Genomic DNA, 24,391 nt, shown 5'->3' on the forward strand with positions numbered 1-24,391 from the left:
GGTCGCGCAGTTCCTCGCGCCCCTTAAATAACCTGGGCCGGGATTTGGAAGTTGAGGAAGGTGCGTCATGGCCAAGGCATCGCCGTCGTCGGGGCGTTCTGCGCGCACCAGTGTCTGGCTGGAGACGAAGACGCGCCGGAGCGGACGCGGTGGGGGAGGACAACCGGGCCTCGACCGCACCCGCATCACCGACGCGACCGTACGGCTGCTGGACGCGGAAGGCCTGGCCAAGTTCTCGATGCGGAGGCTCGCCGCCGAGCTGAATGTGACGGCGATGTCCGTCTACTGGTACGTCGACACCAAGGACGACCTCCTCGAACTCGCCCTGGACGCAGTCTTCGGGGAGTTGCGGTTGCCCGACCCGGCGGCGGAGGACGAGGACTGGCGGGACCAACTCCGCGCCCTGGCAACGGAGTACAGGGCGCTCCTGGTCCGGCACCCCTGGCTGTCGCCGCTCGCCGGCACCTTCCTCAACATCGGCCCGAACTCGCTCGCGTTCTCCCGTGTCGTACAGCGCGTGATCCGCCGCACCGGCCTGCCGGACCACGGCCTGACCGGGGCGATCTCGGCCGTCTTCCAGTTCGTGTACGGCTACGGCACGATCGAGGGCCACTTCTTCGCCCGCGTCGCCGACACCGGCATGACCCCCGACGACTACTTCCGCCACGCCATGTCGACGTTCGACGGAGCCCCGACGACCGCCGAGGTCGTGGAGGAGTCCAAGCAACTCATGGCGGCGAGGGGCGGCGACACGGTCGCGGACATGATGAACCGGGACTTCACCTTCGCCCTTGACCTGCTGGTAGCGGGCATCGAGGCGATGGTCGAGCGGGAAAAATAGCCCGTCCGGCGTTTGAGGACGAGGCCCCTTCAGGGCCGATGGGGGTCTGGGGGCGGAGCCCCCAGCACCACCTCAGCCCCCTGCGACCCGCACCCTCAGCTCTCGGCGAGCCGCGCCGGGAAGCCCCCGGTGGCAACCGGACCCCACCGCTCCGGCGTAACCCGCACAATCGACTTCCCCTGCTTCACCATCGCCGCGCGATACTCGTCCCAGTCCGGATGCTCCCCCGAGATGTTCCGGAAGTACTCGACGAGGGGTTCCACGGAGTCGGGGGAGTCGATGACTTCCGCCGTGCCGTCGATCTGGACCCACGGCCCGTTCCACTCGTCGCTCAGGATGATCAGGCTGACCCGCGGATCACGCTTGGCGTTACGGGTCTTGGCCCGCTCGGGGTAGGTCGAGACGACGATCCGCCCCGAGTCGTCGACCCCGCAGGTCAGCGGGGACCCCTGCGGGCTCCCGTCCGCCCGCCGGGTCAGCAGGATCGCCCGGTGCCGGGGCCGTACGAAGTCCAGCAGCTCGTCCAGGGACACAGAGGTGTTGCTCGCGATGTTCGAAGCCATACGGCCAGCCTAGGCGCAGCCCACCCCGCCCTGCCCGCTCACGCCTGCGGCAACGACTCCCCCTGCACCGCCTGCACGTCCAGCTCCACCCTGAGCGTCGTACCGATCGCCGCGATCCCCGCCTGGACGACCTGGTTGTAGTTCATCGCGAAGTCCTCGCGGTGGAGTTCCGCGGTCGCCCGGAACGCCGCCCGCGTCCCGCCCCAGGGGTCCGCCCCGGTGCCGAGGTAGGCGAGGTCGAGGTCGACCGGTCGTACGACACCGTGGAGGGTCAGGTCACCGGAGACCGTCCAGCGGTCGGAGCCCGCCGGGGTGAGGCCCGTGGACCGGTAGGTGATCTCCGGGAAGCGGGCCACGTCCAGGAAGTCGGCCGAGCGCAGGTGCTCGTCGCGCATGCCGTTGCCCGTGTCGATGGACTCGGCCCGGATGACCGCCTCCACCCGGGACTTGGCGATGTCGTCCGGCGCGATCTCGACCGTAGCGGCGAAGTCGGTGAAACGGCCCCGCACGCTGGAGATGCCCAGGTGCTGCGCGACCGCCCCGACCGTGGAGTGGGCCGGGTCGACGGTCCACGGCCCGGGCGGCGGCAGCTCCGTACCGCCCTGCCGCGCCAGCGTCACCGTGCCGACCTCCGCCCGCCCGCTCGCGGTGACGATCGCGGTGGCGGCGGCGGGCGCGTACCCGACGGCGGTCACGATCACGGTGTACGGCCCCGGCGCCATCGGATCCGGATCCCGTACGACCCCCTCCGCGTCCGCCTCGGCCCGCAGCACCTGCGCCCCGGTCATGTCGGTCACCGTGACGACCGCGTGCGACACGGCCCATCCGTCGCGGGTACGGATCTTCGCGGTCAGTCCCATGTCTCTCTGAACTCCCTTGCCGTAAAGCCTTGTTGCTGTGAAGCGGTGCGAACGGGTCCGGCCCGTGGGGTGTGCCTCCGCTCGGGACACACTCCACGGGCCGGGGTAGGTGGGTGAACTACTCGCCGGGGTGGGCGAGTTCGATGTCGTGGCCGTCGGCTCCGCGGCCGTTCACCGTGAGGGCGGTCGCGACCGGCGGGTAGCCCGTCGCGATCACCGTGTACTCGCCGCCGCTCAGGTCGGTGAAGGCGTACGCCCCGTCCGAACCGGTCGTGGCGGTGCCGACCACGTTGCCCGCCGCGTCCACGAGGGTCACGCGGGCGTCGGCCAACGGGCCGTGCGGGGCGCGGACGACGCCCTGGACCTGGGCGCCGGAGTCGAGGTCGATCTCGACCCGGGTGACACCCGTGCCGCCGACCTCGACGGGCAGTGCGCGCGGCCGGTACCCGGCGGCGTTCACCGCGACGGTCACGGCACCCGGCACCAGCTCGGCGAACGCGAACTCGCCCTGCTCACCGGTGACTCCGGTGGAGAGAAGGTCGCCGCGCACGTCCGTCACGATGACCATCGCGTCCTTGACGGGCAGCCCCGTCTCGGCCGCCCGCACGAGCCCGTTCAGACCGCTCGTACCGCTCAACAGCACGTCGTAGGAGACCGGTTCGTGGCCGTTGACGACGACCGTGGACGCCTGCGGCTGGAAGCCGTCGGCGGAGGCGATCAGGACGTACGAGCCGACGCTGGGCGCGGCCAGCGCGTAGGAGCCGTCCGCCTGCGTGACCGAGCGGCCCAACTGGCGTCCCGCGAGGGAGATCAGGGTGACGGCGGACTGCGGGACGGGCGCGCTCTCGGCGCCCCGGACGAAGCCGCGGACCGGAATCCCACCGGACACGGGATCTGACATGGGGTCGGATGCGGTCACGGGTGCGGTCTCCTCCCCCACCACCGTTGCCACGGCGGCGAGTTGCTCGGTTCCTTCACTGGCCCAACTCGGCGTCTTCTGCTCGACCGGCGCGGGGAACTCCGCCGCGTCCAGCACGCCCACGGCCTCCTCGGCGGCCTGCGCCAGCCCGCCGGAGGTCCGCAGCGGGACCTCCTTGATGAACATCACGACGATGAAGGCGATCAGCGCGAAGGGAGCCGCGTACAGGAAGACATCGGCGATTCCGTGGCCGTAGGCGCTCTCCAGCCAGGTGCGGACCGTGCTGGGCAGGGCGTCCATGTCGGGGAGCGCGCTGCTGCCGACGGCCTTGGCGGCGGCGGCCTGCGACTGCGGGTCGAGGGAAGTGACGGTGTCCTTGGCGTAGTGCGTGATCCGGCCGGACATGACCGAGCCGAGCACGCCGACGCCGACCGCGCCGCCGAGGGACCGGAAGAAGCTCACCGTGGAGGAGGCGGCGCCGAGGTCCTTCGGGGTGACCTGGTTCTGCGTGGAGAGGACCAGGTTCTGCATCATCGTGCCGACGCCGATGCCCAACATGGCCATGTAGATGGACAGTTCCCAGTACGGGGTGTCGTAGCGCATCAGGCCGAGCAGGCCGAGGCCCGCGGTGAGGAAGAGACCGCCGGCGACCAGCCAGCCCTTCCAGCGGCCGGTCTTGGTGATGAAACGGCCGGAGACCATCGACGCGACGAACAGACCGCCGATCATCGGGATCGTCATGACCCCGGACATCGTCGGCGACTTGTCGCGGGCCAGCTGGAAGTACTGCGAGAAGAAGACCGTGCCCGAGTACATGCCCACGCCGACGAACAGCGAGGCCAGGGAGGCCAGCGAGACCGTGCGGTTGCGGAACAGACGCAGCGGGATGATCGGCTCGCTCGCCCGCGTCTCGGTGAACACGAACAGCAGCGCCAGCACGAACGTGCCGCCCACCATCGTGTACGTCTGCCACGACAGCCAGTCGTACTTGTCGTCGGCGAAGGTCACCCAGACCAGCAGCAGCGAGGCGGCGGCGGTGATGAAGAAGGCGCCGGTCCAGTCGACCTTGACCTTCCGCTTGGCGACCGGGAGGTTCAGCGTCTTCTGGAGCACGATCAGCGCGATCAGCGCGAACGGGATACCGACGAAGAGGCAGTACCGCCAGCCGAGCCACGAGGTGTCGGTGATCACGCCGCCGAGCAGCGGACCGCCCACGGTGGCTACGGCGAAGGTGGCGCCGGTGTAGCCGGAGTACCGGCCGCGCTCGCGCGGGGCGATCATCGCGGCCATCACGACCTGGACGAGGGCGGAGAGACCGCCGGCGCCGAGGCCCTGGATGACACGGGCGCCGATCAGCATCGCCGGGTTCTGCGCGAGGCCGGCGACGACCGAGCCGATGATGTAGATGACCAGGGATATCTGGACCAGGGCCTTCTTGCTGACCAGGTCGGCCATCTTGCCCCACAGCGGCACCGAGGCCGTCATGGAGAGCAGGGCCGCGGTGACGACCCAGGTGTAGGCCTCCTGGCCGCCGCCCAGGCTGCCGATGATGGTCGGCAGGGCGTTGGTGACGATCGTCGACGAGATGATCGCGGCGAACAGGCCGAGCAGCAGCCCGGAGAGCGCCTCCATGATCTGCCGGTGCGTCATCGGAGCGCCGTCGGGGGCCGCGGGGGATCCCCCTCCGTGCTTGGCGTGAGCCCGCACACCGGCTGGTGTGGTCGTTGCCATGGGCTTCCTTTTCTTCCGTGCTTATGCGGGTGTACGGGTGGTGTGTTCGAGTTCGCGGTGGGGGGAGTGGGGGGTTTCGGCGTGGGGGGTGGTGAGGCGGGACGGCGGCCCGGTACGGCAGTCGCCGAAGTCGGCCCGGAGCCGGGTCATCAGCCGGATCAGCTGCCCGACCTCCTCGTCGCTCCAGTCGCTCAGCCGGTCGGCGAGCAACTGGGCGGTCCGCCGGGACAGTTCGTCCACCTGGACCCGGCCGCCGGGGGTGAGGCGCAGGATGCGGGAGCGTTTGTCGGCGGGGTCGGGGGACCGTTCGATCCAGCCCCGGTCGACGACGTGCGCGACATGGCGGCTGGTCACGGACATGTCGACGGAGAGCAGCTCCGCGAGCTTGCTCATGCGCATGTCGCCGTACCGGTCGAGCAGGGTCAGCACGGCCGCGGAGCCGCCGGGGCAGTCGGACGGCATGATCCGCCCCAACTCCCTGCGTACGGCGCCGAAGGCACTGAACTGACGCATCAGCTCCTCGTACTGCGTCCGCTCGGCCATCACACCTCCCATGTTCGGTTGCTTAGGGCAACCATAAGAGCGTAAGAGAGGTTGGTTGCTACAGGCAAATAAAACGGGCGGGCATGGCATAAAAAGTTGGCAAAGGCAAGCATTGCGGTACGTAAACCCGCAGGTGGGAATGGACGTCCGAGGCCCCGCACTTGGGTGTCACCCGGGGATTCGCTAGTGTCTCGGCCCATGGCAAACACCCAGGGCCCCGAGGGCAACTACGACCCCGCCGGCAGCACCCAGATGTTCCGTGCCTTCGTCGACGAGACCCCACAGGGCACCGGCCCCCAGGCGGCCCCCACGGCCTCGGCCGGCCCCCGCATCGGCCTGATCATCGGCGTCGTCGTCGCCGTGGTGGTCGTGGCGGCGGTGGCTTACTTGGCCTTCATGTAACGCCGACGGCGTTGCTGCTGACGGCGGGGGTCTACCGGGCCGGCTCCGAGGGGAACCGGTAGACCACTCGTAGGGTCGGTTCGCCGCGGCGCGGTTGGGCCGCGAGGCGAGGTCTACGGCCCTGGCGTCTCGGGCGATCTGTAGTGCCGCGTCGATCGGTAGCGCGGCGATGCACCGCCCTCCGGGGGTTCGGCGCGGTGGTCTACTGCTCCGGCTCGAAGGGGAAGCGGTAGACCGTCGACTCCCGGACCCGGAAGCCGAGTCGCTCGTAGAGTCGGTTCGCTGTGCTGCGGTCGGGCCGCGAGGTGAGATCGACGGTCCGGGCCCCGGCCTCGCGGGCGATCTGCAGCGCCTGCTCGATGAGCAGCGCGGCGATGCCCCGCCCGCGGGCCGCGCTGTCGACGACGACGTCCTCGACCCGCCCCCGTAGCCCCGACGGCACGGGAGACATCACCAACGTCAGGGTGCCGACGATCGCGCCCTCAACTCGCGCTATCAACACGGTGTTCGTCGCGCACGAGACCAGTCGCTCGACCGCCGCCCGGTCCAACTGCTCGGCCGTCGACGACAACTGCGGCAGCAACCGCCCGAACGCGTCCACGAGTTCGCCGGTCGCCTCACGCGCGATCTCCACCTGAACGTCCATGCCACGGAGCCTATCGACCGGCTCTACTTCCACTCGACCGACACATCCCGCGTCTCGATGTGCATCCCCAACGGCACGCGCCACGCGTCGACGCAGACCGTCCAGGTCTTGTTCTTGCGGCCGTTCGCGGTGATCGGTACGGGGAGTTGCTCCGTCGACTCGATCGTCGCCCAGTCGATGCCCAGGGCCCCGATGATGTGGGTCCCGAACGTCACCTTGCCCGAAACCACCGCCGTGCCCCCGGAGTTGCGGAAGCTCAGGGTGACGTCCTCGCACCAGCGGTGGTCGGTGGCTTTGCGCGCGGGGTCGCCCCAAGTGAGGGCGGCGGGGGTGGCGGGAGCCGTCGTAGGAACGGCAGTTGGGGTAGAGGACGGCGAAGGCGCGCTGCTACGGCCGGACTTGGCACCCGTGGGTGAAGAGGGAGCCGGGGCAGGTGCTGAAGTCGCCCCGTCGGGCGGTGACTTGCTGGCTTCGGGCGGTGTCGGGGTGTCCAGCGGCACCAGCGTGACGCTCCCCGTCGGGCGTGCCGCCGTAGCGGATGGTGGGTGGGGTGGGCCGATTGCCACGTAGCCGTCGGGGCCGGTGCCGCATGCCGTCAGTGTTGCGCAGGCGGCGGCCGCCGATGCGCCCCACAAGGCGCCTCGGCGGCCGGCTGTCCGTGTCGAACGAAGCATCGCGCCATGGTGGCTGACACTCCGTCAAATAGGAACCCTCGGGACCCTGTTGGGGTCAGTCCGGGTCAGTCGGAGATCAGGCCCTCGCGGAGCGTGGAGAGGGTGCGGGTCAGCAGGCGGGAGACGTGCATCTGGGAGATGCCGACCTCCTCGCCGATCTGCGACTGGGTCATGTTGGCGAAGAAGCGCAGCATGATGATCCGGCGTTCGCGGGGCGGGAGTTTGGCCAGGAGGGGCTTGAGGGACTCGCGGTACTCCACGCCCTCCAGGGCCGTGTCCTCGTAGCCGAGACGGTCCGCCAGCGAGCCCTCGCCGCCGTCGTCCTCGGGGGCCGGGGAGTCGAGCGAGGAGGCCGTGTACGCGTTGCCGACCGCGAGGCCGTCGACGACGTCCTCCTCGGACACGCCCAGCACCGCGGCGAGTTCGGGGACCGTCGGCGACCGGTCCAGCTTCTGGGAGAGCTCGTCGCTGGCCTTCGTGAGGGCCAGCCGGAGTTCCTGGAGGCGACGCGGGACCCGCACCGACCACGACGTGTCGCGGAAGAAGCGCTTGATCTCGCCCACGACGGTCGGCATCGCGAACGTCGGGAACTCCACCCCGCGTTCGCAGTCGAACCGGTCGATCGCCTTGATCAGGCCGATCGTGCCGACCTGGACGATGTCCTCCATCGGCTCGTTGCGGGAGCGGAAACGCGCGGCGGCGTAACGCACCAGCGGGAGATTGAGCTCGATGAGGGTGTCCCTGACGTAACCACGCTCGGGGCTGTTCTCGTCGAGTGCGGCGAGCCGCAGGAAGAGGGAGCGGGACAGGGTGCGGGTGTCGATGGCTCCCGTGGTCGGGAGGGCCGGGGCCGGTACGGCGGGTACGGCCTCAAGGACCGTAACGGCGTCGAGTGCGGGCTCAGCCTCGCTCTTGGTGAGCGTGAGCACCTTCGAGCTGCCCTGGTCTGCGGACATGCCACCCCCTTTGGGTCGCGGGACGGTCGCGGCGATCGCCCCCGTCTGGGGAGCGGTGCCTTCACCTGAATACCGGAGCCGGAGCCACGGCAAACGCGCTTCCCGCAGAATGTCACATGTCGGCAACACGCTGTAGTGACATGTCGACATGTCTGTCACGAATCAGCCCTGGAAAAGGGGGGTCTGACGGTTTTTCAGCCCAGAACTGTCGGGAAAGGGCCTTGTGGGCGATTCGTTCGTACCGGTGACAGATCGCTCGGGCTTTCGAGCGGTCCCCGGTGTGCGTTTCTGTGCGGCCGCTATGCCTCGATGCGGTTCGCGGAGCGCAGTCGCTGGAAGCTGCGCGCGAGGAGCCGGGAGACGTGCATCTGGGAGACGCCGAGCTCCGCGCTGATCTGTGACTGGGTGAGGTTGCTGTAGTAGCGCAGCAGCAGGATCCGCTGTTCCCGCTCGGGGAGTTGGACGAGGAGGTGGCGGACGAGGTCGCGGTGTTCCACGCCGTCCAGCGCCGGGTCCTCGTAGCCGAGCCGGTCCAGGAGACCCGGCAGCCCGTCGCCCTCCTGGGCGGCCTCCAGGGAGGTCGCGTGGTACGACCGTCCGGCTTCGATGCAGGACAGCACCTCGTCCTCGCCGATGCGCAGCCGCTCGGCGATCTCACCGGTGGTCGGGGTGCGCCCGAAGGCGGTCGTCAGATCCTCGGTCGCCGCGTTGACCTGCACCCACAACTCGTGGAGCCGGCGCGGGACATGGACCGTACGGACGTTGTCGCGGAAGTACCGCTTGATCTCGCCGATGACGGTCGGCATCGCGAACGTCGGGAACTGCACACCCCGGTCCGGGTCGAAGCGGTCGATGGCGTTGATCAGACCGATGGTGCCGACCTGGACGACGTCCTCCATCGGCTCGTTGCGGGAGCGGAAGCGGGCGGCGGCGTAGCGCACGAGCGGGAGGTTCGCCTCGATGAGCGCCCCGCGCACGCGGTTGTGCTCCGGCGTGCCCGGCTGGAGCCCCTTGAGCTGGCCGAAGAGCACCTGGGTGAGGGCCCGGGTGTCGGCGCCGCGGCTGCGGGGCGCGGCCGGCGGGGCTTCCGTGACTCCTGTGGCTCCCGTGACTTCCCTGACTTCCCTGACTTCCGTGACTTCCTGGGGCGGCGCAGTACTGGCCGACACGGTCAACGCCACACCTCTTCAATAGGTCAACTCATCCGTCAAAAGCGGTCATAGCATCACAAGACATGTGCACTGTGTGCAAGCACCGCCTAATACCGTGTTATGCCGTGTTGAGCAACAAAAGCCCCTTGCTGTGACGGCAAGGGGCTCTGCGGAAGGCGGTTCGGGGGCGCGCTCAGAACTCGTAGTCGGCGACGATCCACGTCGCGAACTCGCGCCACAGCGCGACGCCGGCCTGATGCGCCGGGTGCTCGATGTACCGCTTCAGCGCGTCGGCGTCGTCGACCGCCGAGTTGATCGCGAAGTCGTGGGCGATGGGGCGGTCGCTGATGTTCCAGCCCAGCTCCCAGAAGCGCAGTTCGTCGACCAGGTCGCCGAGCGGGCGGAAGGCCTCGACGCCGGCCACGACGCGCGGGTCGTCGCGCCCGACGCCCTCGTTGAGCTTGAAGAGGACGAGGTGGCGGATCATCTGCGCGCTCCTGGAGGGTAGTTGGCTACTTCGCCCCGTCGGCCAGCCAGGTCATGAAGTCGCCGATGGCCTTCGCGGCGTCCGATATGCCCTCGAAGCCTATCTGGACGTAGTCGGCCGCCTTGGACGGGTCCGTGATGATCACGTACAGCGCGAAGACCACGAGCAAATAGACGGCGATCTTCTTGGCGTTCACCGCCATCGCGGCCTCCCCTGTGACTCTGTGCCCGTGGGCCCCCTGTTGCCGGCGGTGAGTGTAACCTTCACGGCCCCCGAATGGATCAACGCACGAAGGGCCCCGTCTTTCGACGGGGCCCTTCAGAAGCGGTAGCGGAGGGATTTGAACCCTCGGTGACTTGCGCCACACTCGCTTTCGAGGCGAGCTCCTTCGGCCGCTCGGACACGCTACCGAGAGAGACCTTACAACAAGGTGGGGCGTGGTTTGAAATCGGTAATCGAGCCCCGGGATTGATCCGGCTACCGGTCTCGCCACCGGTCTCGCTACCGGTCCCGGAAGAACTCCGTGAGCAGGTGCGCGCACTCGTCCGCGAGGACGCCCTCGATCACCTCGGGGCGGTGGTTGAGCCGCCGGTCGCGGACCACGTCGAAGAGCGAGCCGGCCGCGCCCGCCTTCTCGTCGCGGGCGCCGTAGACGACCCGGTCCACCCGGGACTGCACCAGCGCGCCCGCGCACATCGTGCAGGGTTCGAGGGTCACGACGAGGGTGCAGCCGGACAGCCGCCACTCACCCAGGTGAGCGGCGGCCCGTCGGAGCGCGAGGACCTCGGCGTGCGCCGTCGGATCGCCGATGGCCTCGCGTTCGTTGCGCCCGGTGGCGAGCACGGTCGTACCGTCCGGGGACAGCACGACCGCGCCGACCGGGACGTCGCCGCCCCGGGCGGCCGCGCCGGCCTCGTCCAGGGCGAGCCGCATCGCGGCCCGCCAGCGGTCGCGTACTGGGTCCCAAGGCCCTTCTGTGCGTGCTGTGGTCAGCGGACGGTCTCCAGGACCTCCGAGGCCCCCAGGGCCTCGGCGATGGAACTCAGCGCGTCGTCCGCGTCGAGGAGCCGCAGCTCCTTCTCGCCGACGCCCAGGTCGTCCAGGATCTGGCTGTCACCGACGGGGCTGTGCGGAACGGCCTCGGCCGAGGAGGTGCCGTCCTCGTCGTCGTCCTCCTCGGTGTCACCGTCCTCGGTGCCGTCGAGGTCGAGCGAGTCCAGGTCGACGACGTCGTCGGCGTCCGGGTCCCGTCCGAGCAGCTCGTCGGTGAGCAGGATCTCGCCGTACGAGCTGCGTGCGGCGGCAGCTGCGTCCGAGACGTAGATCCGAGGGTCGTCCTCGCCGTCGATGCGGACGACGCCGAACCAGGCGTCCTCCTGCTCGATGAGCACCAGCACCGTGTCGTCCTCGGGCGAGGCTTCACGGGCCAGTTCGGCCAGATCCGACAGGCTCTCGACATCGTCGAGCTCTGTGTCGCTCGCTTCCCACCCGTCTTCGGTGCGCGCGAGCAGTGCGGCGAAGTACACCGTGACTCTCCCACTGGTCATAGGTGTGCCGGTTGGGGGTCCCCCCGGCGGAGGTTGCGGGCGGGGAGAGCTCGTGCTCCGAGCCCCACCCACTCGGAATCGTGGCAGAAACAAGGCGATCAGGGGACGTCTTCGGCTCCCTGTGTCCGCCCGTTTTGATCGACCACCAGCGGGATCGTACGCGGCGATCGCCGTGCACACGCACCCGGTTGGCCTTACAAAGTGCTGTGAGACAGGCCTCAACTACCAGCGGAACGTGCGCATACGCATGGCGTGGCGCAGCCGCGCGACCTTGGCGCGCCGCGGCTGGACCCGGTCGCGCAGCTCGCGCGCCTCGGTCAGCTCACGCAGGAACTGGGCCCGGCGCCGCCTGCGCTCGGCGTCGGTCTCCCTGCTGTTCCGCTGTGACGGTTCCTCGTGGGATTCACGGTCAGGCATCGGTTCACCACCCCGTTCCGTCCCTCCCACTTTCCCCCGGACGGGCGGTTTGATGCCAGCGCGAGCAGGTACGCGGCGGCGGCTACTGTTGTGGACATGCGTCTCCACGTCGTCGACCACCCCCTGGTCGCCCACAAGCTCACCACGCTGCGCGACCAGCGCACCGACTCCGCGACCTTCCGCCGTCTCGCCGACGAGCTGGTCACCCTGCTCGCCTACGAGGCCACGCGCGACGTGCGCACCGAGCAGGTCGACATCGTCACGCCGGTCTCCCCGACCACCGGCGTCAAGCTGTCCTACCCGCGCCCGCTGGTCGTGCCGATCCTGCGGGCCGGCCTCGGCATGCTGGACGGCATGGTCCGCCTGCTGCCCTCCGCCGAGGTGGGCTTCATGGGCATGGTGCGCAACGAGGAGACCCTCCAGGCCTCCACGTACGCCACGCGCATGCCGGAGGACCTCTCGGGCCGCCAGGTGTACGTCCTGGACCCGATGCTGGCCACCGGCGGCACCCTGGTCGCCGCGATCCGCGAGCTGATCAAGCGCGGCGCCGACGACGTGACGGCCGTGGTCCTGCTCGCCGCCCCCGAGGGCGTCGAGGTCATGGAACGCGAACTCGCGGGCACCCCGGTGACCGTCGTGACCGCCTCGGTCGACGAGCGCCTGAACGAGCACGGCTACATCGTCCCGGGCCTGGGCGACGCGGGCGACCGCCTCTACGGCGCGGCGGAGTAGCACGCGAGACCCGGTCAACACCCAATTCCCGTACGGCTCTTACCCGCCGTACGGGATTTTCGTACGCCTTTCCTACGGCCGTTCCTCTAGGGGTGTTCCTTACGGCCGTTCCCCTACGCCTACGAGCAGCTCTTCGGTGAAGCGCTGGCCGTCGGCTCGGGTCCGGCGAGCGCGGCCAGGGCCTTGTCGGCGGCCGCCTTCGCCGTGAGGTCCTTGAACGCGGTGCCGATGATCAGGTCGACGGTGGAGCCCTTGCGGGTGGCCTCGGTGCGGCGCTCGGCGCCGGTGAGCTGGGTGGCGAGGACGGGCAGCGAGGTGTCGAGGGCGGCGGCGGGACCGAGCAGGACGCCGGTGCCCTTGACCTTCTTGTCCCACTGCGCGGACGCGTTGCCCACGTCGCCGATCTTGAAGCCGCGCTTCTTGAGCTCGTCGGCGGTCGTCTTGGCGAGGCCGCTGCGGGGCGTGGCGTTGTAGACGTTCACGGTGATCTGGGCGGGCTTCGGTACGGCGGAGTCCGTGGTCGCGCCCGTGCTCGCGGAGGGGCTGGCCTTGGTCGCGCAGGCGGCCTTGGGACCGGCCGCCGCGGCCTGCTTGCCGCCACCGGTGAAGACGTCGATGAGCTGCAACGTGCCCCACCCGCCCACACCCAGTACGGCGACGGACGCGACCACCATGAGGACGAGCCTCCCGCGACGCCGCGGACGGCGCATACGCGGGTATTTGTCCCCCGTGATCCGGTACTGGCCGCCCATGCCTGGGGGAGTCAGCATGCTCATGAGCGCAGCGTAGTGCGCCTGGGCGACGATGCCTACTAGATGATCATTCGACAGCGCCGAGACCAACCCGAAAGGACGAACGGGTTGCCGGAAGGCAGCCGTCCGGGGCCGTGTGGTGGTCGGCCGTCAGGAGGCTTGCCTTGATGAAAGGTGCGGCTCAGTCCAGCTCTAGAACACGCGCGTGAAGCACCTGGCGCTGTTGCAGCGCGGCGCGGACCGCCCGGTGGAGCCCGTCCTCCAGGTACAGGTCGCCCTGCCACTTCACGACGTGCGCGAAGAGGTCGCCGTAGAACGTCGAGTCCTCGGCGAGGAGGGTTTCCAGGTCGAGCTGGCCCTTGGTCGTCACGAGCTGATCGAGGCGGACCGGGCGCGGCGCGACATCCGCCCACTGCCGGGTGCTTTCCCGGCCGTGGTCGGGGTACGGCCGGCCGTTTCCGATGCGCTTGAAGATCACACGGAAAGCCTACCGGTCATGACGTTCCGGGCGCAGCCATGGAGACGGAGTGCGACGCTGGAAAAGATGCCGTAAAGCCGGGCAAAACGGGAACAGAGGCCTGATATGAGTGACAGCGAGACGATCGCCGCCGGGTACGCCTTCACAGGACCTGCACTCGACTTGGGGGCCCTGCTGTGGGACGGCGCCTGTCTGCCCGACGCGCAGATCCGCATCCCCCTCCCGATGCTCAACCGCCACGGCCTCGTCGCCGGCGCCACCGGCACCGGCAAGACCAAGACCCTCCAGCTGATCGCGGAGCAGCTGTCGGCGCAGGGCGTGCCGGTGTTCCTCGCGGATGTGAAGGGCGATGTGTCGGGCATCTCGGCGCCAGGCGTCACGAACGACAAGGTCGCGGGCAGGGCGTCCGAGGTGAAGCAACAGTGGACGGCGACCGGCTTCCCGGCGGAGTTCTACGCCCTCGGTGGCATCGGCCACGGCATCCCGGTGCGGGCCACGATCACCGGCTTCGGCCCGGTCCTGCTCTCCAAGGTCCTCCAGCTCAACCAGACCCAGGAGCAGTCCCTCGGCCTGATCTTCCACTACGCCGACACCAAGGGCCTGGAGCTGATCGACCTCAAGGACCTGCGGGCGGTCGTCACCTTCCTCACCTCCGACGAGGGCAAGCCGGAACTGAAGAACATCGGCGGCCTCTCCACCGCCACGGCCGGCGTGATCCTGCGCTCCCTCACCGCCTTCGAGGCACAGGGCATGGCCGACTTCTTCGGTGAGCCCGACTTCGACACGAGCGAGCTGCTGCGCACGGCGCAGGACGGCCGGGGCATGGTGTCCGTCCTCGAACTCCCCGCAGTCCAGGACAAACCGCAGCTGTTCTCGACCTTCCTGATGTGGATGCTGGCAGACCTCTTCCACGACCTCCCGGAGGTCGGAGACGCCGACAAACCGAAGCTCGTCTTCTTCTTCGACGAGGCGCACCTGCTCTTCAACGACGCCTCGAAGGCGTTCCTGGACTCCATCACGCAGACCGTCCGCCTCATTCGCTCGAAAGGGGTCGGCGTCTTCTTCGTCACGCAGACCCCGAAGGACGTACCCGGCGACGTCCTGGCCCAGCTCGGCAACCGCGTCCAACACGCCCTCCGCGCCTTCACCCCGGACGACCAGAAGGCGTTGAAGGCAACGGTGAAGACCTTCCCGAACTCCTCCTACGACCTGGAGGAAATCCTGACGGGCCTGGGCACGGGCGAGGCGGTGGTGACGGTCCTGAGCGAGAACGGCGCCCCGACGCCCGTCGCCGTCACCCGCCTCCGCGCCCCCGAGTCCCTGATGGGCCCGATCGACGCGGCCACCCTCGACGCGGCGGTCAAGTCCTCATCCCTGTACGGACGTTACGCACAGGCTGTGGACAGGGAGTCGGCGTACGAGAAGCTCACGACGGAGGCGCCGAAGCCCCAGGAAGCTGCGAAGGCAGCCCCGAAGCCGGCTCCCAAGTCGGCCAAGGAGGACGAGTCGATGGTCCAACAGGTCGTAGGCAGCGGGATGTTCAAGTCCCTGGCACGTTCCGTCGGCACCCAGATCGGCCGCGAGATCACCCGCTCCCTGTTCGGCACGGCCCGGCGGAAGCGCTAGCCACCACCGGGCCGTACGGGCTCAGCGCCCCTGTTCCTCCGGGGGCCGCTGCGGCTCGGGTCGGCGGATCTCCGGCTTGGGCGCGTTGCGGACGGCCTCCGCGCGCAACAGGGCGCGCAGGACCGCGTACGGGTCGATGGGCATGGCTGTGTTCCTAGCGTCGTGGTGACGGTTGACCTGGGGAACGGCCGGTCCGTCAGCAGCGCAGGACCACTGTGCGCAGGGCGCGGAGGGTGTACGGCGGGGAGGGCGGCGAGGGAAAGGAACGCACCCGGGGTGCGCGGGCCGCCGGTACGGGTGCGGGCCGGAGGGGTGCGGTGGGCCGGTGGACGAGAGGAGAAGTCGGCCGTAGGGCAGCGGCCGTGTCGAGGACGTCGTACTCGACGGTCGTCTCTACGGACGCCACCGCGACCGGCATCGCGTGCATCTCGGCGTGCGTGCCGGGCACCAGCAGGGCGAGCAGCAGCACGAGGCCCCGCAGCCAGGTGTGGCTGCGGGGGAGGTTTCGCGTGGGGCTCACCCTCGTGCTCATGGAAGGTCATCTCCCAGCGGCCGTACGGCGTTCATCGCGGCGGGCGCGGAAACCGCCCGCACGGCCTACCAACGAGGCTCACAGGGGCTGGGGCACCTTCTTGGCGAGGCCCCTCATCCGGACGGCCGTGACGATCTCCACGACGCCGACCGCGATCAGCCAGATGCCGCAGACGAGGGTGAGGACGGCGACCGAGCGGAAGGGGGAGTCGATCAGCACGATGCCGGCGATGAAGGTGACGATGCCGAGGAAGATCTGCCAGCCGCGGGCGGGCATGGTCTGGTCGTGGATGGCGGCCAGGGTCTGGGTGATGCCCCGGATCAGCCAGCCGATGCCGATCCACAGGGCGAGCAGCAGGATCGACTGCATCGGCCCGCGGAAACAGAACAGGCCCAGCACGATCGACAGCGCGCCGCTGATGAACGCGAGGACGCGCAGCGAGGTCGCCCGGTGGGTGCCGAAGGCGGAGACCAGTTGGAAGATGCCGCTGATCAGCAGGTAGATGCCGAACAGGATCCCGGCCGCGAAGAGGGACGCGCCGGGCCATACGAGGACCAGCACGCCGAGGATGAGAGAAGCGACGCCGGTGAGCAGGACGACCTGCCAGGCGGCTTGGGAGAGGGCGAAGAGGGGCCCTTCGAATTCCGGCTCGTCCTGCGGGGGTCGCGGCGGGCGCGGTGCGTGGGCGCTGCGGTCGTCGTACTCCGGGCCCCAGGGGCCGCTCGGTGCCTCGGTCATGGTCCATGTTTTGACCGGGCGCGACCGGCCCGCCACCGGGGCGGGCCACCTGGCTGACGGGAATGTCGGGGGCTTTGTGTGCGGAGTGCGGGTGGGTGGGGGCTGGGCGCGCAGTTCCCCGCGCCCCTAGGGGGTTGGGGTGGGGCCGGGGTCTGGAGGTCAGAGCTACTTGCCGCCCGTGGCCTTCGCCGCCTTGGCCGCGGCCTTCATCTCCTGCTTGTGGGCGCGGACCTTGGCCAGGGACTCGGGGCCGGTGATGTCGGCGACGGAGCGGAACGACTTGGCTTCGCCGTAGGCGCCTGCGGCCTCGCGCCAGCCCTTCGGTGTGACGCCGAGCTGCTTGCCGAGGAGGGCGAGGAAGATCTGGGCCTTCTGCTTTCCGAACCCGGGCAGTTCCTCAAGGCGCTTGAGGAGGTCGGCTCCCGTGCCGACGCCCTTCCAGACGCCGCTCGCGTCCCCGTCGTAGTGCTCGACGAGGTACTGGCAGAGTTGCTGGATCCGCTTGGCCATCGACCCCGGGTAGCGGTGCACGGCCGGCTTCTCGGAGAGCAGCGCGGCGAAGGCCTCGGGGTCCTGGGCGGCGATCTCCTGGGCGTCCAGATCGGTGGCCCCGAGCCGGTCGGCGATCGTCCGCGGCCCCTTGAACGCCCACTCCATCGGTACCTGCTGATCGAGCAGCATCCCCACCAGCGCGGCGAGCGGGGAACGGCCGAGGAGTTCGTCGGCGGCGGGGTCCTGGGCGAGGTGAAGGGTTGCGTCCATGGGTCGATGATGGCGCGTGCGGGGGCGAACTGCCTCCCCGTACGCGGTCGGGCTCAGGACGCCCGCCAGTACCCCAGCGCGTGCACCCGTTCCCGCCGCACCCCCAGCTCCTTGCGCACGTACGACGACAGCCCCCGCGTCGTGGCCGTGTCGCAGGTGATCCAGACATACGGGTCGGCGCTGCCCTTCAGCAGGTCGGGGAGTTCCGCCCGTACCCGGTCGGCGAGTTGGCCCCGGGAGAGGTGGCGGACCTCGTGCAGTGCCGGGTCGGTGCGGAAGGGGAGGCTGTCGGACTCGCCCTCGAACCAGATCGTCGCCGGGGTCGTCGAACCGACCGTGTTCATAAGGGAGTTGATCGCGGGCAGCGACGCCGGGTCGCCGATCGCGAAGAGGTGGGAGGGGGCCGGGGCGGGGGTCTCGAAGCCCGTGCCCTGGACCGTCGCCTCGATGGTGTCGCCGGGCTTCGCCGCCCGTGCCCAGTCGCTCGCGCACCCCTCGTGCAGGGCGAATTCGAGGCCGAACGTGCCGGCCGCCGGGTCGGGGTCGACCAGGGTGTACGCCCGCTGGTGCGGCCTGCCGGCGTTGTCGAACCAGAGGCGGACCCACATCGTCGGGTGGACGCCGGTCGCCGCGAGCATGCCGCCGTCGGTGAGGCGGAGGCGGCGGTAGTGCGGGGTGACGTCCTCGGCCCGGGTCACCGTGAACTCGAAGTCCTTCGCGCGCAGCAACTTGAGAACCGCGCCCTCCCAACCGCGCCCCTGCGCCATGGTCTCTTCACCCTTCGCGTACGCTTTCCCCACCAGTAACTTAGGCAAGGCTAACCTAAAAAGCAGCCTCGAAACAGAGGGGTCACCGGGTGACGACCCAGATCTACCGCGACACCTGGGGGATCCCCCACCTGCGCGCCGACAGCACCGACGAACTCGCCCGCACCCAGGGCCGCGTCACCGCCCTCGACCGCGCCTGGCAGATCGAGGTCGAACGGCATCGGGCGCAGGGCACATCGGCCTCTTTCCTCGGCGTCCGCGCCCTGCCCTGGGACCTCTTCGCCCGACGCGTCCGGCTCGACGACACGGCGAGACGTTGTTTCGAGGCCTTGGAACGACGGGACCCGGAGACCGCGCGCTGGGTGCGGGCGTACGTCGACGGGGTCAACGAGGGGCTGGGGGCGGGTACTTCGGGCCCCGAGTTCGCCGAGTCGGGCCTGGCGCCCGGCCGTTGGGAACCCTGGACCCCCCTCGGCATCTGGCTCGCCACCCACATCCTCTTCGCCGGTTTCCCCGCCAAGCTCTGGCGCGAGGAGGCGATACGGCACCTCGGGCCGGACGCCGTAGGGCTGTTCGCCACCGACGGGCCCGGTACCTCCGGCAGCAACGGCTGGCTCGTCGGCGGGGAACGGACCACCACCGGGCAAGCCCTGCTCGCCGGCGATCCGCACCGCTTCATCGAGGACCCCGGCGTCTACCAGCAAGTCCACCTCTCCTGCCGGGAGTTCGACGTCGTCGGGCTCACCGTGCCCGGTGTCCCCGGCATCGCCCACTTCGGGCACACCGGCACGGTCGCGTGGGCCATCACCAACGCCATGGCCGACTACCAGGACTTGTACCGGGAACGGTTGCGCCGCACCGGCGCGGGCGTCGAAGCCCTTGGCCCGGACGGGAGTTGGCGGCGCGCCGCCCGGCACACGGAGATCGTCGAGGTGGCCGGTGAGGAACCCGTCGAGGTCGAGATCATCGAGACCGAACGCGGGCCCGTCGTCATCGGCGGGCCGGAGGGACTCGACGGAGGCATCGTCGGCGAACCGGAAGGGCTTTACGGAGGCATCATCGGCGGGCCGGGGCCTCACGGAGGCATCGCCGGCGGCTCGGAGGGGCTCGACGGAGGCATCATCGACGAACCGGAAGGGCTCGACGGAGGCATCGGCGCCCCGCCTAACACCCCACCCGACACCCCGCCCCTCGCCGTCAGCCTCCGCTACCCGCCCCGCGTCACCCACGACCTCGGCTTCACCGCCCTCCTCCCCCTCCTCCGCGCCCGCCAAGTCGCCGACGTGGAGCGGGCGTTCGACGACTGGGCCGAACCCGTCCACGTCGTCCAGGCCGCCGACACCGAGGGCGGACTGCTGCACCGGGTCGCCGGCAAGGTCCCGTCGCGCGCCGAGGCCAACCGCACCCGGCTCGTCCCCGCCTGGGAACCCGGCCACGAGTGGAACGGCTGGCACGAACCTCCCCGCGGCCGCCTCACCGAGGACGGCATCGCCGTCATGGCCAACCAACGCGGTCCCGCCACCCCGCTCGGAGTCGAGTTCGCCCCGAGCCACCGCGCCGACCGCATCACCGAGTTGCTCGGTGAGCGCGAGAAGTGGTCCGCCGCCGACATGCCCGCGATCCACATGGACACCCATCTCGGTTCCGCCGCACCCCTGTTGGGCCACCTGGCCGCCCTCACCGACCTCACCCCCGAGGCCTCCGCACTCCGCGCCCGGCTGCTCGCCTGGAACCGCCGCATGGACGCCGACAGCACCGACGCCGCCGCCTACGCGGCCGTGCGCGGCGCGGTCGTACGACGCCTGTCGGCGCACCCGGCGTTCGCCGCGCTGGCCGAACCGCCCGCGTACCCGGAGGTGTTCCTGCCCTGGCTCGCGTTGCTCCCGCGCGTCGCCTTCGCGCTCGAACACCTGCTGAGCGCACGGGAGTTGTACGGGATCGACCGGCCGGAGACCGTACGGGCGGCGGTCGAGGAGGCCGCCGCGAAGCCGGTCGGCGCGTGGGGTGACAGCCATCGCCTCGCCCCCTGGCGGGCGTTGGCCGAGACCGCCCCAACTCCCGGTCTGCGCCTGGCCGGTGACCACGACTGCGTGCTCTGCACCTCCGCCGTACCCGGGCTCACCGACCTCAGCGCCCGCGGCCCCGCGGCCCGTTTCGTGTGGGACCTGGCCCGGCGGGAGGACAGCCTGTGGGTGGTGCCGTTGGGGGCGTCGGGGGTGACCGGTTCACCGCACCGGCGCGATCAACTGCCCTTGTGGCTCAAGGGAGATCTGGTCCCGGTGATCACCGACTTCACCCGCCTGGAACCTCACCAAGAGACCGCCCCCACCCGCGAACCCGTCCACTCTCAACACGTCGACGGCTTCGGCACCGTCCACATCCTCCCCCTGGACCCCGTCGCCGACGCCCCGACGATCCACCGCTGGGTCAGCGAGCGACGCGCCGAGTTCTGGGGCATGAACGGCCTCACCCAGTCCCAAGTCACCGAGATCTACGCCCACATGGAGACTCTCGACACCCACCACGCCCACCTGGTCACGATGGACGACGAACCCGTCGCACTCCTCCAGACCTATGACCCCGCCGCCGACCGCGTCGGCGACTGTTACGCCGTAGAACCCGGAGACATCGGCATCCACCTCCTCCTCGCCCCCGCCGGACCGGACGGCGAACGGCCCGGCTGGTCGGCGGCGGTGATGGGCGTCCTCTCCTCCTACGTCCTGCTCGGTCTGGACCGGCAGCGGGTCGTGGTCGACCCGGACGTACGGAACGAGAAGGCGATCGCGCGCTTCCTGCGGCAGGGGTTCGTGGCGGGGCCGAGGGTCGTCCTCCCGGAGGTGGACATCCCGGACGTCTTCCTCCCCGAAAAGCGCGCTCAACTGGCGTTTCTCCCCCGCGAGGTGGCCTTCCCGTAGCCTGCCGAAATGACCGGAGTGACCCCCGAAGACCTCGTCGCCCACTACGACCTGGAGCCGATCCCCCGCGAGGGCGGCCTGTTCCGCCAGACCTGGGCGGGCCCGGAACGGCCCGACGGCCGCCCGGCGGGCACCGCGATCGTCGCCCTGCTCACGGCGGACGACTTCTCCGCGCTCCACCGCCTCCCCGGCGACGAGGTCTGGCACTTCTACCTCGGCGACCCGCTCGAACTCCTGCTCCTCGCCCCGGACGGCACGTCGAGCACGGCGGTCCTCGGGCCGGACCCGCTCCACGGCCAACACCTCCAGTTCACCGTGCCCGGCTCCACGTGGATGGGGGCGCGGGTGATGGCGGGCGGCGCGTGGACGTTCTTCGGCTGCACGATGGCCCCCGGTTTCACCTACGACGGCTACGAGCACGGCGACGCGGGCGAGTTGACCGCCCGCTACGCCCGCACCCCGTCCGAGGCCGCCCGTATCACCGGGCTGTGCCGCCCGTGAGCGGCCTGCTGGAAGGCCAGTTCGCCCTGGTCACGGGTGCGAGCGGTGACATCGGCCGGGGGATCGCGCTGCGGTTCGCGGAGGAGGGCGCGGCGGGGGTCGTGGTCCACTGCCGTACGGCGGTGGAGGCGGCCGGTGAAGTGGCGGACCGGGTACGGGAGTTGGGCGCCCGGGCCGTCGTACTGCAAGCCGATCTGACCGACGAGGACGCCTGCCGCGGACTGGTCCGCGAGGCGGCGGAGTGGGCCGGCGGACGGCTCACGGCGCTGGTCAACAACGCGGCCGTACAACCCACGCAACCCCTGCCCGGCATGACGGCGACGGACTGGCGGACCGTCGTCGACACCAACCTGACCAGCGTCTTCGCGTGCACGCAGGCGGCGGCCGAGGTGATGAGAGAACACGGCGGGGGTGGCACGGTGACGCACATCGCCTCCATCGAGGCGAGTGCCCCCGCCGCGCTCCACGCGCACTACTCCGCGTCCAAGGCCGCCGTCGTCATGCACGCGCGGTCGGCCGCCCTGGAGTACGGCCCGTACGGCATCCGCGTCAACACGGTCTCGCCCGGTCTGATCGACCGGGAGGGGCTGGCGGAGGCGTGGCCGGACGGGGTGCGGCGGTGGCGGGAGGCGGCGCCGGCCGGGAGGCTGGGGCGGCCGGAGGACGTCGGGGACGCGTGTGTGTTCCTGGCCTCGCGCCTCGCCTCCTGGGTCACCGGGCACGACCTGGTCGTGGACGGCGGAGTGACGGCGCGGCCGACGTGGTGAGCGCGCGATGTGGTTCCTCCGTACATAACCGGAGGCCTGCAAGTCCGAAGACGGAGAAGTTCCGGAAGCGGAGAAGTTCCGAAGACGGAGAAGTGACGTGAGCCGACGACGGAATGAGGGACAGCGCGTTGGATACGGCGAGGGACGGCGCATCGGAGTTACCGGAGTCGGCAGGGGCAACGGAGGCCTCGGCCGGCGAGGAGTTCAAGGGCTGGTGCTGCTGGGCTCCCTGCTGGTCCTGCTCCTCCTCGGCACCGCGGGCACCGCGTCCGCGCACGCCGCCCTCGAATCCACCGACCCCGCCGACGGCAGCGTCCTCAAGTCCGCCCCCCGCACCGTCACCCTCACCTTCTCCGAGTCCGTCGCCCTCCTTGACGACTCCTTCCGCGTCTACGACCCCGACAACCGGCGGGTGAAGACGAGTTCCGCGCACCATGCGAAGGACGCCGGCGACACGGCGAGCGTGACTCTCCCGGCCAAGCTCGGCACCGGCACCTTCACGGTCGCCTGGCGCGTGGTCTCGGCCGACAGCCACCCGGTCTCGGGCGCCTTCACCTTCTCCATCGGCAAGCCCTCCGCCACGACCACCCCGGTCAGCACGGCCCCGACCGAGGACCCGCTGACGGGCAGCCTGTACGACATAGCCCGCTACTTCGCCTACATAGCCGCGGCCCTCCTCATCGGCACGGCGACCTTCCTCGTCCTCTGCCGCCCCCCGAACCCGACGGTCCTCAACAAGCCGATCCGGACGGGCTGGTGGACTCTGCTGGCGACCACGCTGGCCTTGCTCCTGCTCCGGGCCCCCTATGAGGCGGGCACCGGCCTGGCCACGGCCTTCGAACCCTCCGCGATCCCCAAGACCCTGACCAGCCGCCCAGGCTTGGCACTCGCGGCCCGGCTCCTGCTGCTCGCCGCAACAGCCGCCTATCTCCTACGACTTCGGGGGCGGGACCGGTTCGGCCGCGCGGCCCTCGGGACGGGTGCCGTCCTCGCGGTCGGGCTGGCGCTGACCTGGGCGTCGGCGGAGCACGCGTCCGCCGGGATCCAGGTGCCGGTGGCGATGACCTCGGCGGTGTTGCATCTCCTCGCGATGTCGGTGTGGCTGGGCGGCCTGACGGCCCTCCTCACCGTCCTCTACCGCTCACCCACCCTCGACGCCGCCCCGGTGGCCCGCTTCTCCCGCCTCGCCTTCGCCTCGGTCACCGTCCTGGTGGTCACCGGCATCTACCAGTCCTGGCGCGGCCTCGGCTCCTGGAACGCCCTGACCGGCACGTCGTACGGCCGCATCCTCCTCGTGAAACTCGGCGCGGTGGTGCTGCTGCTCGCGGTGGCGGGGTGGTCTCGGCGGTGGACGGGGCGGATGGTGGGGGCGGAAGTACGGCTCCGGGTACCGGAGTTGGTGCGGGCGGGTGCGGGTGCGGGGGCGGACGGAGTGTCGGCTACGGGCTCGGCATCCGCGTCTTCGGCCGGGGGCGAGGGTGCCCCCACCTCCGGTGACGATTCCAAGGGCGGGGGCGACGGGTCGCAGGACCGGGGTGACGGCTCCCAGGACCGCCAGGACGGGTACCGCCGCGGTCTGCGCCGCTCCGTGCTGTTCGAAGTCGCCGTCGGTGTCGTCGTGTTGGTGATCACCACGCTCCTCACCAACACGCTCCCCGGCCGCGCGGCAGCCGACGCGCAGCAGACCGCGACCTCGGCCGGCATCCCGGCGGCCTCCGTCACCACCGTCCCCTTCCGTGTCGGCAACGCCGGCGGCAAGGTACAGATCACCCTCGACCCCGGACGCGTCGGCGAGAACTCCGTCGAGGCAGTCGTCTACGGCCCCGACGGCGGCTTCGCCACGGTCCCCGAACTCCGTCTCTCCTTCACCCTCCCGACCCAGAAGATCGGCCCCCTCGACGCCAACGTCAAGGACGAGGGCGGCTATTGGGGCACCAACACCCTCAACCTGCCGATCGCCGGGACCTGGACGATGAAGGTGACGGTCAGGACGTCGGACGTGGATCAGGTGAGTGTGTCGCGGGAGGTACGGATCGTGCGGTAGGCGGGTTCACGGTCCGTGGATCGAGGGTGGATCAGAGGCG

General features: G+C 70.3%; 28 protein-coding genes and 1 tRNA gene. 8 read left to right on the forward strand and 21 right to left on the reverse strand.

All coding sequences use genetic code 11. The annotated features are described in order from the left end of the window. Positions 1 to 67 precede the first annotated feature (67 nt). On the forward strand, positions 68 to 841 hold the full coding sequence (locus ACIBK4_RS43210; RefSeq protein ID WP_399004391.1) for a TetR/AcrR family transcriptional regulator: 774 nt from the start codon (positions 68 to 70) through the stop codon (positions 839 to 841). 95 nt (positions 842 to 936) lie between these two features. Here ACIBK4_RS43210 and ACIBK4_RS43215 read toward each other — a convergent pair whose 3' ends face one another. The 4 genes from ACIBK4_RS43215 to ACIBK4_RS43230 all read right to left on the reverse strand — a co-directional run bounded on the left by ACIBK4_RS43215 (position 937) and on the right by ACIBK4_RS43230 (position 5,457). After that, a complete protein-coding gene (locus tag ACIBK4_RS43215) occupies positions 937 to 1,404 on the reverse strand; it encodes a PPOX class F420-dependent oxidoreductase (protein WP_390169131.1) in 468 nt (155 codons plus the stop codon). A gap of 38 nt (positions 1,405 to 1,442) precedes the next feature. After that, positions 1,443 to 2,264: a YceI family protein gene (locus ACIBK4_RS43220; protein ID WP_399004394.1), complete on the reverse strand. Its 822-nt coding sequence runs from the start codon at positions 2,262 to 2,264 to the stop codon at positions 1,443 to 1,445. A gap of 118 nt (positions 2,265 to 2,382) precedes the next feature. Then, on the reverse strand, positions 2,383 to 4,914 hold the full coding sequence (locus tag ACIBK4_RS43225) for an MFS transporter (protein ID WP_399004396.1): 2,532 nt from the start codon (positions 4,912 to 4,914) through the stop codon (positions 2,383 to 2,385). A 21-nt stretch (positions 4,915 to 4,935) separates the two neighbouring features. Further along, positions 4,936 to 5,457, reverse strand: coding sequence for a MarR family winged helix-turn-helix transcriptional regulator (locus tag ACIBK4_RS43230; protein ID WP_399004398.1), 522 nt, complete (start codon positions 5,455 to 5,457; stop codon positions 4,936 to 4,938). 198 nt (positions 5,458 to 5,655) lie between these two features. Between ACIBK4_RS43230 and ACIBK4_RS43235 the strand changes: the two genes are divergently transcribed. Then, positions 5,656 to 5,859, forward strand: coding sequence for a hypothetical protein (locus tag ACIBK4_RS43235; protein WP_399004400.1), 204 nt, complete (start codon positions 5,656 to 5,658; stop codon positions 5,857 to 5,859). A 202-nt stretch (positions 5,860 to 6,061) separates the two neighbouring features. Here ACIBK4_RS43235 and ACIBK4_RS43240 read toward each other — a convergent pair whose 3' ends face one another. The 10 genes from ACIBK4_RS43240 to ACIBK4_RS43285 all read right to left on the reverse strand — a co-directional run bounded on the left by ACIBK4_RS43240 (position 6,062) and on the right by ACIBK4_RS43285 (position 11,737). Continuing rightward, positions 6,062 to 6,505 carry a GNAT family N-acetyltransferase gene (locus tag ACIBK4_RS43240; protein WP_399004402.1) on the reverse strand — a complete coding sequence of 148 codons (444 nt, stop codon included), beginning with the start codon at positions 6,503 to 6,505 and terminating at the stop codon, positions 6,062 to 6,064. A 23-nt stretch (positions 6,506 to 6,528) separates the two neighbouring features. After that, positions 6,529 to 7,005, reverse strand: coding sequence for a hypothetical protein (locus tag ACIBK4_RS43245; RefSeq protein ID WP_399004404.1), 477 nt, complete (start codon positions 7,003 to 7,005; stop codon positions 6,529 to 6,531). Between the two features lie 239 nt (positions 7,006 to 7,244). Further along, positions 7,245 to 8,135 (reverse strand): RNA polymerase sigma factor SigF, encoded by an 891-nt coding sequence (locus ACIBK4_RS43250; RefSeq protein WP_019073292.1) that lies wholly within the window; start codon positions 8,133 to 8,135, stop codon positions 7,245 to 7,247. Positions 8,136 to 8,434: 299 nt separating this feature from the next. Further along, positions 8,435 to 9,316, reverse strand: coding sequence for an RNA polymerase sigma factor SigF (locus ACIBK4_RS43255; protein WP_399004406.1), 882 nt, complete (start codon positions 9,314 to 9,316; stop codon positions 8,435 to 8,437). 163 nt (positions 9,317 to 9,479) lie between these two features. Next, entirely contained in the window at positions 9,480 to 9,773 is a 294-nt protein-coding gene (locus tag ACIBK4_RS43260) for a Dabb family protein (protein ID WP_399004408.1), read from the reverse strand. 25 nt (positions 9,774 to 9,798) lie between these two features. After that, the gene (locus tag ACIBK4_RS43265) at positions 9,799 to 9,975 is read right to left on the reverse strand and encodes a hypothetical protein (protein ID WP_043685720.1); all 177 of its coding nucleotides are present in this window, start codon (positions 9,973 to 9,975) and stop codon (positions 9,799 to 9,801) included. A 123-nt stretch (positions 9,976 to 10,098) separates the two neighbouring features. Beyond that, positions 10,099 to 10,183 (reverse strand) — tRNA-Ser (locus ACIBK4_RS43270). Positions 10,184 to 10,274: 91 nt separating this feature from the next. Beyond that, positions 10,275 to 10,706 carry a tRNA adenosine(34) deaminase TadA gene (gene tadA, locus ACIBK4_RS43275; RefSeq protein ID WP_399004411.1) on the reverse strand — a complete coding sequence of 144 codons (432 nt, stop codon included), beginning with the start codon at positions 10,704 to 10,706 and terminating at the stop codon, positions 10,275 to 10,277. Between the two features lie 56 nt (positions 10,707 to 10,762). After that, positions 10,763 to 11,299 (reverse strand): hypothetical protein, encoded by a 537-nt coding sequence (locus ACIBK4_RS43280; protein ID WP_399004655.1) that lies wholly within the window; start codon positions 11,297 to 11,299, stop codon positions 10,763 to 10,765. Positions 11,300 to 11,542: 243 nt separating this feature from the next. After that, positions 11,543 to 11,737, reverse strand: coding sequence for a hypothetical protein (locus ACIBK4_RS43285; protein ID WP_366435142.1), 195 nt, complete (start codon positions 11,735 to 11,737; stop codon positions 11,543 to 11,545). A gap of 96 nt (positions 11,738 to 11,833) precedes the next feature. On the opposite strand from ACIBK4_RS43285, the gene upp reads away from it, so the two are divergent. Continuing rightward, positions 11,834 to 12,469, forward strand: a complete 636-nt coding sequence (upp, locus tag ACIBK4_RS43290) for a uracil phosphoribosyltransferase (RefSeq protein WP_399004413.1) — start codon at positions 11,834 to 11,836, stop codon at positions 12,467 to 12,469. 119 nt (positions 12,470 to 12,588) lie between these two features. On the opposite strand, the gene ACIBK4_RS43295 is transcribed toward upp, so the two are convergent. Both ACIBK4_RS43295 and ACIBK4_RS43300 read right to left on the reverse strand, forming a co-directional pair. Then, a complete protein-coding gene (locus ACIBK4_RS43295) occupies positions 12,589 to 13,221 on the reverse strand; it encodes a LytR C-terminal domain-containing protein (RefSeq protein WP_399004657.1) in 633 nt (210 codons plus the stop codon). Positions 13,222 to 13,402: 181 nt separating this feature from the next. After that, positions 13,403 to 13,699 (reverse strand): type II toxin-antitoxin system VapB family antitoxin, encoded by a 297-nt coding sequence (locus ACIBK4_RS43300; RefSeq protein WP_003999914.1) that lies wholly within the window; start codon positions 13,697 to 13,699, stop codon positions 13,403 to 13,405. A 105-nt stretch (positions 13,700 to 13,804) separates the two neighbouring features. On the opposite strand from ACIBK4_RS43300, the gene ACIBK4_RS43305 reads away from it, so the two are divergent. Then, positions 13,805 to 15,325: a helicase HerA-like domain-containing protein gene (locus ACIBK4_RS43305; RefSeq protein WP_399004415.1), complete on the forward strand. Its 1,521-nt coding sequence runs from the start codon at positions 13,805 to 13,807 to the stop codon at positions 15,323 to 15,325. 21 nt (positions 15,326 to 15,346) lie between these two features. On the opposite strand, the gene ACIBK4_RS43310 is transcribed toward ACIBK4_RS43305, so the two are convergent. The 5 genes from ACIBK4_RS43310 to ACIBK4_RS43330 all read right to left on the reverse strand — a co-directional run bounded on the left by ACIBK4_RS43310 (position 15,347) and on the right by ACIBK4_RS43330 (position 18,124). After that, the gene (locus tag ACIBK4_RS43310) at positions 15,347 to 15,469 is read right to left on the reverse strand and encodes a hypothetical protein (protein WP_366435144.1); all 123 of its coding nucleotides are present in this window, start codon (positions 15,467 to 15,469) and stop codon (positions 15,347 to 15,349) included. A 52-nt stretch (positions 15,470 to 15,521) separates the two neighbouring features. After that, entirely contained in the window at positions 15,522 to 15,857 is a 336-nt protein-coding gene (locus tag ACIBK4_RS43315) for a hypothetical protein (RefSeq protein WP_399004417.1), read from the reverse strand. A gap of 78 nt (positions 15,858 to 15,935) precedes the next feature. After that, positions 15,936 to 16,595, reverse strand: a complete 660-nt coding sequence (locus tag ACIBK4_RS43320; protein WP_399004419.1) for an HdeD family acid-resistance protein — start codon at positions 16,593 to 16,595, stop codon at positions 15,936 to 15,938. A 165-nt stretch (positions 16,596 to 16,760) separates the two neighbouring features. After that, positions 16,761 to 17,357 (reverse strand): HhH-GPD-type base excision DNA repair protein, encoded by a 597-nt coding sequence (locus tag ACIBK4_RS43325; RefSeq protein WP_399004421.1) that lies wholly within the window; start codon positions 17,355 to 17,357, stop codon positions 16,761 to 16,763. A gap of 53 nt (positions 17,358 to 17,410) precedes the next feature. Continuing rightward, positions 17,411 to 18,124: a siderophore-interacting protein gene (locus ACIBK4_RS43330; RefSeq protein ID WP_399004423.1), complete on the reverse strand. Its 714-nt coding sequence runs from the start codon at positions 18,122 to 18,124 to the stop codon at positions 17,411 to 17,413. An 89-nt stretch (positions 18,125 to 18,213) separates the two neighbouring features. Between ACIBK4_RS43330 and ACIBK4_RS43335 the strand changes: the two genes are divergently transcribed. The 4 genes from ACIBK4_RS43335 to ACIBK4_RS43350 all read left to right on the forward strand — a co-directional run bounded on the left by ACIBK4_RS43335 (position 18,214) and on the right by ACIBK4_RS43350 (position 24,351). After that, a complete protein-coding gene (locus ACIBK4_RS43335; protein WP_399004425.1) occupies positions 18,214 to 21,039 on the forward strand; it encodes a GNAT family N-acetyltransferase in 2,826 nt (941 codons plus the stop codon). A gap of 9 nt (positions 21,040 to 21,048) precedes the next feature. Then, positions 21,049 to 21,540 (forward strand): cupin domain-containing protein, encoded by a 492-nt coding sequence (locus ACIBK4_RS43340; RefSeq protein WP_399004427.1) that lies wholly within the window; start codon positions 21,049 to 21,051, stop codon positions 21,538 to 21,540. Continuing rightward, on the forward strand, positions 21,528 to 22,307 hold the full coding sequence (locus ACIBK4_RS43345) for an SDR family NAD(P)-dependent oxidoreductase (protein WP_399004429.1): 780 nt from the start codon (positions 21,528 to 21,530) through the stop codon (positions 22,305 to 22,307). Before ACIBK4_RS43340 ends, ACIBK4_RS43345 begins: the two co-directional genes overlap by 13 nt. A 214-nt stretch (positions 22,308 to 22,521) precedes the next feature. Continuing rightward, positions 22,522 to 24,351, forward strand: a complete 1,830-nt coding sequence (locus ACIBK4_RS43350; RefSeq protein ID WP_399004431.1) for a copper resistance CopC/CopD family protein — start codon at positions 22,522 to 22,524, stop codon at positions 24,349 to 24,351. Positions 24,352 to 24,391: the final 40 nt, after the last annotated feature.

The organism is Streptomyces sp. NPDC050528 (assembly GCF_044457795.1).
In the GTDB taxonomy this organism is placed as follows: Bacteria; Actinomycetota; Actinomycetes; order Streptomycetales; family Streptomycetaceae; genus Streptomyces.

Excerpts from the sequence above, each read along its gene's own strand:
- ACIBK4_RS43210 (WP_399004391.1), top strand. The coding sequence starts at position 68 with ATGGCCAAGGCATCGCCGTCGTCGGGGCGTTCTGCGCGCACCAGTGTC.
- ACIBK4_RS43340 (WP_399004427.1), top strand. The coding sequence starts at position 21,049 with ATGACCGGAGTGACCCCCGAAGACCTCGTCGCCCACTACGACCTGGAG.
- ACIBK4_RS43310 (WP_366435144.1), bottom strand. The coding sequence starts at position 15,469 with ATGCCCATCGACCCGTACGCGGTCCTGCGCGCCCTGTTGCGCGCGGAG.
- ACIBK4_RS43285 (WP_366435142.1), bottom strand. The coding sequence starts at position 11,737 with ATGCCTGACCGTGAATCCCACGAGGAACCGTCACAGCGGAACAGCAGG.
- ACIBK4_RS43220 (WP_399004394.1), bottom strand. The coding sequence starts at position 2,264 with ATGGGACTGACCGCGAAGATCCGTACCCGCGACGGATGGGCCGTGTCG.
- ACIBK4_RS43260 (WP_399004408.1), bottom strand. The coding sequence starts at position 9,773 with ATGATCCGCCACCTCGTCCTCTTCAAGCTCAACGAGGGCGTCGGGCGC.
- ACIBK4_RS43215 (WP_390169131.1), bottom strand. The coding sequence starts at position 1,404 with ATGGCTTCGAACATCGCGAGCAACACCTCTGTGTCCCTGGACGAGCTG.
- ACIBK4_RS43250 (WP_019073292.1), bottom strand. The coding sequence starts at position 8,135 with ATGTCCGCAGACCAGGGCAGCTCGAAGGTGCTCACGCTCACCAAGAGC.
- ACIBK4_RS43315 (WP_399004417.1), bottom strand. The coding sequence starts at position 15,857 with ATGAGCACGAGGGTGAGCCCCACGCGAAACCTCCCCCGCAGCCACACC.
- ACIBK4_RS43265 (WP_043685720.1), bottom strand. The coding sequence starts at position 9,975 with ATGGCGGTGAACGCCAAGAAGATCGCCGTCTATTTGCTCGTGGTCTTC.
- ACIBK4_RS43225 (WP_399004396.1), bottom strand. The coding sequence starts at position 4,914 with ATGGCAACGACCACACCAGCCGGTGTGCGGGCTCACGCCAAGCACGGA.
- tadA (WP_399004411.1), bottom strand. The coding sequence starts at position 10,706 with ATGCGGCTCGCCCTGGACGAGGCCGGCGCGGCCGCCCGGGGCGGCGAC.
- ACIBK4_RS43325 (WP_399004421.1), bottom strand. The coding sequence starts at position 17,357 with ATGGACGCAACCCTTCACCTCGCCCAGGACCCCGCCGCCGACGAACTC.
- ACIBK4_RS43330 (WP_399004423.1), bottom strand. The coding sequence starts at position 18,124 with ATGGCGCAGGGGCGCGGTTGGGAGGGCGCGGTTCTCAAGTTGCTGCGC.
- ACIBK4_RS43320 (WP_399004419.1), bottom strand. The coding sequence starts at position 16,595 with ATGACCGAGGCACCGAGCGGCCCCTGGGGCCCGGAGTACGACGACCGC.
- ACIBK4_RS43235 (WP_399004400.1), top strand. The coding sequence starts at position 5,656 with ATGGCAAACACCCAGGGCCCCGAGGGCAACTACGACCCCGCCGGCAGC.
- upp (WP_399004413.1), top strand. The coding sequence starts at position 11,834 with ATGCGTCTCCACGTCGTCGACCACCCCCTGGTCGCCCACAAGCTCACC.
- ACIBK4_RS43240 (WP_399004402.1), bottom strand. The coding sequence starts at position 6,505 with ATGGACGTTCAGGTGGAGATCGCGCGTGAGGCGACCGGCGAACTCGTG.
- ACIBK4_RS43230 (WP_399004398.1), bottom strand. The coding sequence starts at position 5,457 with ATGGCCGAGCGGACGCAGTACGAGGAGCTGATGCGTCAGTTCAGTGCC.
- ACIBK4_RS43295 (WP_399004657.1), bottom strand. The coding sequence starts at position 13,221 with ATGGGCGGCCAGTACCGGATCACGGGGGACAAATACCCGCGTATGCGC.
- ACIBK4_RS43305 (WP_399004415.1), top strand. The coding sequence starts at position 13,805 with ATGAGTGACAGCGAGACGATCGCCGCCGGGTACGCCTTCACAGGACCT.